Annotated in this window: 5 protein-coding genes; all 5 read left to right on the top strand. The window is 70.1% G+C overall.

Annotated elements, in window-relative coordinates:
- On the top strand, positions 1-561 hold a 561-nt coding region (locus I003_RS33670), incomplete at its 5' end, for a 3-oxoacyl-[acyl-carrier-protein] synthase III C-terminal domain-containing protein (RefSeq protein WP_037722066.1).
- Between the two features lie 69 nt (positions 562-630).
- The gene (locus I003_RS0128680; RefSeq protein WP_027774617.1) at positions 631-1,188 is read left to right on the top strand and encodes a cupin domain-containing protein; all 558 of its coding nucleotides are present in this window, start codon (positions 631-633) and stop codon (positions 1,186-1,188) included.
- A gap of 30 nt (positions 1,189-1,218) precedes the next feature.
- Positions 1,219-2,367 carry a DegT/DnrJ/EryC1/StrS aminotransferase family protein gene (locus I003_RS0128675; RefSeq protein ID WP_027774616.1) on the top strand — a complete coding sequence of 383 codons (1,149 nt, stop codon included), beginning with the start codon at positions 1,219-1,221 and terminating at the stop codon, positions 2,365-2,367.
- Between the two features lie 68 nt (positions 2,368-2,435).
- Positions 2,436-4,055 carry a class I adenylate-forming enzyme family protein gene (locus tag I003_RS33665; protein WP_051368593.1) on the top strand — a complete coding sequence of 540 codons (1,620 nt, stop codon included), beginning with the start codon at positions 2,436-2,438 and terminating at the stop codon, positions 4,053-4,055.
- A 212-nt stretch (positions 4,056-4,267) separates the two neighbouring features.
- Complete coding sequence (locus tag I003_RS0128665; RefSeq protein ID WP_486584447.1) at positions 4,268-5,341, top strand: polyprenyl synthetase family protein; 1,074 nt, start codon at positions 4,268-4,270, stop codon at positions 5,339-5,341.
- The last annotated feature ends 19 nt before the right edge of the window (positions 5,342-5,360 follow it).

The following is a 5,360-nucleotide window of genomic DNA, read 5'->3' as shown; positions in this document are numbered from 1 at the left end:
CTGTGCTACCAGCCCGACGCCGACGACATCGGCTCGCTGCTGTCCGACGGGCTGTTCGGCGACGCGGTCGCCGCCGCCGTGGTCCGCGGAACCGGCGGTGTCGGTATCGAGGTGGAACGCAACGCCTCCTACCTCATCCCCGACACCGAGGAGTGGATCTCCTACTCGGTGCGCGACACCGGCTTCCACTTCCAGCTCGACCGCCGGGTGCCCGGCACCATGGAGCCGCTGGCGCCGGTGCTGCGCGAGTTCGCCAAGGACCACAGCTGGGACGCCGGCAAGCTCGACTTCTACATCGTCCACGCCGGCGGCCCGCGGATCCTGGACGACCTCGCCAAGTTCCTCGAGGTCGACCGCAGCGTGTTCCGCCACAGCTGGTCGACGCTGACCGAGTACGGCAACATCGCCAGCGCCGTCGTCTTCGACGCGGCCCGCCGCCTCTTCGAGGAAGACACCGTCAAGCCCGACGCCACCGGCATGATCGCCGGATTCGGCCCCGGAATCACCGCCGAGATGGCACTCGGCACCTGGGGCACCGACACCGCGGGCACACCGGGCTGAGCCCGGCCGATGCTCCGGCATCCGTAACGTGAGCTGGATTTCGCGCGGACAAAAGGGGAAGTGAACTGCATGACCGGCCTGATCCTCCCACCGGGGCAGGGGCGAAAGCTGATCACCAAGGCGCAGGAGGTGACCTTCAAGGCCACCGAGGCGGACGGCTCTTCCGTATCGATCTTCGAGGTGGTCGTACCGCCCGGATTCGACGTCGGGGCGCATGTCCACGGCGAGGCGCAGGAATTCTTCTACGTCCTGGAAGGAGAGCTTGAGCTTCTTGCGTTCGAGCCGACCAAGCGTACGCAGGAGAACTGGCACGAGTGGGAGTCACCCGAAGGAGACCGGATGGTCCGCGCCACCGCCGGCGCCAGCATGTTCGTCCCCGCGAACACCCCGCACGCGTTCCGCAACGCCTCCGGTGAACCGGTGCGCATGCTGTTCCAGTGCTTCCCCTCACCGGTCCACGAGCGCTACTTCGAGGAGATCGCGGAGATCTGGTCCTCCGGCGCACAGGTGGATGCCGACGCCGTCGAGGAGATGCGCCGCCGCTACGACGTCCACCAGATCACCCCGCTTCGCTTCGACCCCCCCGCCGCCGGCGCTGCCCGGCCGGCGGCGACGCGCGGAGCGTGACGGAAGATGACTACGACGGACAGGACCACGATGGACAACATCCCCCTGACCTTTGCCAGTCTGGGCGAGCGGGAACTGGCCGCCGTCGCCGAGGTGTTCGCCTCCGGCTGGCCGGCCGGCCAGGGCCCGAGGGGCAAAGCCCTGGAAGCCGAGCTGAAGGAACGTTACGGAGCCGGCGGCGCGGTCGCGGTGAGCAACTGCGGCGCCGCGCTGCACCTGGCGATGCTCGCGTTCGGCGTCACACCGGGCGACGAGGTGATCGTCGCCGACTACACCTTCCCCGCCCCCGCCCACGCGGTGCGCTACGTCGGCGCCACCCCGGTCTTCGCCGACGTACGCGCCGACACCGGCACCGTCGACCCGCAGGCGGTCGCGGCGCTGGTCACCGACCGGACCGTGGGCGTCATCGCCGTCGACACCGTCGGCCTGCCCGCCGACTACACCGAACTGCAGGCCGTCGCCGACCGCCACGGCCTGTTCTTGATCGAGGACGCCGCCTGCGCGGTCGGCGCGACCTACCAGGGCCGCCAGGCCGGCTCCCTGGCCGAGGTGGCCTGCCTGTCCTTCCACGGCCGCAAGGGCGCCAGCAGCGGCGAAGGCGGAGCGCTGATCGCCACCGACCCGGCGATCGCCGCCCACGCCCGGCAGCGTTCCTCCTTCGGCATCGGCAGCATCTTCGACCAGGGACAGGTCATCGGCCTGCCGATCCCGGAATTCACCGAGATCGGCTACAACTTCAAACTGTCCGACATCGCCGCGGCGATCTTGCAGGTGCAGCTCACCCGCGTCGAGGAACTCCTCAAGCGCCGCGCAGCCGTCGCCGCACGCTACGGCGAACTCCTGGCCGACGAAGAACTCCTGACGGTGCCGCACGTGCCCGAGGACCGCACCCACGCCTGGCAGTCCTACCTGGTGACGCTGGATCCGGCCGTCGACCGCGGCGCGGTCGCCACCGAGCTGCGCGCCCAGAACATCGGGTCCTTCCACGGCACCTGGGCAAGCCATGTCCAGCCCGCGTTCGAGGCCAAGCAGGTCTGCCCGGTCTCCGCCGACCTCTTCAAGCGCAACCTCGGCATCCCCATGCACGCCGAACTGACCATGAGCCAGGTCGAACGGGTCGCGGAAGTCCTGCGCAAGGCGGTCCGCACGCACGCCGCGCCGGCCCCGCACGCCGGCTGACACCCCGCCCCCTTCCGCCCCGGCGCGCCCACGCCTGCCCCAGACGCCCCGTGAAGGAGACACTCCCCATGAAGGGCTCCACAGCCTACAAATCGATACTCAAGCGCGGTCTTCACATCGGTCTGCTGCCCCAGATGGCCGCGGCCGTCAATCCCTCCACGCCGATCACCCTCGACCACACCCTCGACCTCTTCCCCGAGGCCGGACGGCGACTGACGGTGGCCCAGTACGCCGAGCACGTGGACGACCTGGCAGGGCGCCTGTGGGCGGCGGGCGTCCGGCCCGGCGAGCGCGTCGTGATCTACAAGACGGCCAACGCCGACCACTGGATGATCGCCGCCGCCATCTCCCGTATCGGCGCGATCGTCGTCAACCTCTCGCCCGCCCTGGACGCGGTGACCGTGGCCGCTCTCCTGCAGCGGGCCGACCAGCCGAACCTGGTCACCGACACCGCCAAGCTCGACATCCTGGCCGAAACGCCGCTGGCGGACCTGACCAAGCGGGTCATCACCGTGGGCGGCGACCGGCCGGAGTCGATCTCCCTGACCGCGCTCGCCGGCGCGCCGCGGGTCTCCCCGGTCGTCCGGCCGATCGACGAGGCCGCGGTGATCACCCACACCTCCGGCACCACCGGGATACCCAAACTCGTGGTGCACACCCCCCGCACCCAGGGCCTGCGTCTCATACCCCAGTGGCGGCTGCTGTCGCTGATGCGGAAGAAGGAGACCGTCGCCATCCACGTCCCCTTCGTCCACTCGCGGATGGTCGCGGCGATGTCCCTGGCGCTGCTGAAGGAATTCCCGGTCCTGCTCATGCGCGAATCGGACCCCGAAGACGTCGCCGAGCACTTCCTGGCACACCGCCCGGCCCTCATCGAGGCGCTGCCCAACTCGCTGATGGAATGGGAACCGCTCACCGACGACCCGCGCACCCCGTTCGCGTCGGTGAAGGTCTTCTCCAGCACCTTCGATGCCATCCACCCCGGCACGATGAGCAAACTGCTGAAGTCCTCCAAGCGGCGCGGGGCGCTGTTCTTCCAGATCTACGGCCAAAGCGAGGTCGGCCCCGCCGCCGGCCGCGCCTACCTGCGCCGCTCCGCCCACAAGGCCAACGGGCGCTGCGTCGGCTGGGCCATGCCCCTGGGCGCCGCGAAGATCCGCGTGGTCAGCCGGGACGGACAGCCCCCCTCCGAGACCAACCCCGGCTTCATCGAGGTCGCCTGGGACGGCCTGGCCAAGACCTACTACGCCGAACAGGACCGCTACGACACCAACCGCAACGGCGACTGGTGGCGGACCGGCGACGTCGGCTACCGCACCAAACTCGGCTGCCTGCACATGCTCGACCGCGAGGTCGACATGATCCCCGGCGTGCGCAGCTCCCTGGAGATCGAGGACGTCGTCCTCAGCAAACTCAGCGAGCTCAGCGAACTGGTCGTGGTCCAGGGCCCCGACGCCCAGCCCGTCCCGGTGATCTGCACCGTCGACGACAAGCCGCTGGACCTCCAGCGCTGGCGCGCCGCCGCCGCCGCCTTCCCCCAACTGGCCGACCCCGTCCAGATCCCGCAGGCCGACCTGCCCAGAACCGCCACCCTGAAAGTGCAGCGGCTCGCCCTGGCCCGCCGGCTGGAAAAGCAGTGGAAGGAAAACACCAAGGAAAACACCAAGGAAAAGGAGAAGCAGGACTGACCCGGGCGCAGCCCGCCGGCGTCACCCGCACGCACGCCGGCGGGCCCCCACCCCCCACACGCGCACCCGCCACCTTGGGGACACCCCCCGGGCAGCCGCCCCCTCCCCCCTCTTTCTCCGGGGGACGCACCCGGCCGGCGCGCTCCGGCCCGGCGCGGGCCGGACACCCCTTGCCGCAACGTGCTCATACGTCCCGCCCGAGGAGACACGCAGTGACTACCGAAGTGACCTCCTTCACCGACACCCGCGGCCGGCCGGCCACCTCCGCGCGCCGAATCATCGACGACCTCCTGCAACGGGTCGAAGACAGACTGCGCGCGCTGCTGTCGGCCGAACACGACCGCTACGCACAGATGGACCAACGGGCCCTGGACGCCATCGACGCACTGACCGACCTGGTCACCTCCGGCGGCAAACGCCTGCGGCCCACCTTCTGCATCACCGGCTACCTCGCCGCCGGCGGCGAGGCGCAGGGCGAGGGGATCACGGCCGCCGCCGCAGGCCTGGAAATGCTCCACGTCTCCGCCCTCATCCACGACGACGTCCTGGACGACTCCGCACAGCGGCGCGGGCAGCCGACCATCCACACCGCCTACGGCCACCGCCACGAAACCCGCGGCTGGCGCGGCGAATCACGCCGCTTCGGCGAGGGAATGGCCATCCTCATCGGCAACCTGGCCACCGTCTACTCCCAGGAACTGGTCAGCCAGGCACCCCCGGCGGTACTCGGCGAATGGCACCGGCTGTGCTCCGAGGTCAACATCGGCCAGTGCCTGGACGTCTGCGCCGCCGCCGAGTTCTCCGCCGACCCCGAACTCTCCCGCCTCATCGCCCTGATCAAATCCGGCCGCTACACCATCCACCGCCCCCTGGTCATGGGCGCCCACGTAGCCGGACGCCCCGACCTGGCCACCGCCTACACGCAATACGGCGAAGCGGTCGGCGAGGCATTCCAGCTCAGGGACGACCTGCTGGACGCCTTCGGCGACTCCGCCCAGACCGGCAAACCCACCGGCCTGGACGTCACCCAGCACAAGATGACCCTGCTGCACGGCTGGGCCATGCAGCGCGACCCCCACATCCGCACCCTGATGACCGAACCGGGACACACCCCCGACGAGGTACGCCGCCGCCTGCAGGACACCGCCGTGCCCGAAGACGTCGAAAAACACATCGCCGACCTCGTCGAACAGGGCTGCGCCGCCCTCGCCCACGCCCCCATCGACCCCACATGGCGCCGGGAACTCGCCGACATGGCCGTACGCGCCACCTACCGCACCCACTGAAACACCCCACCGGCAGCCC

Source organism: Streptomyces sp. CNQ329 (assembly GCF_000482585.1).
This window is presented reverse-complemented; position numbering and strand designations above follow the sequence as displayed.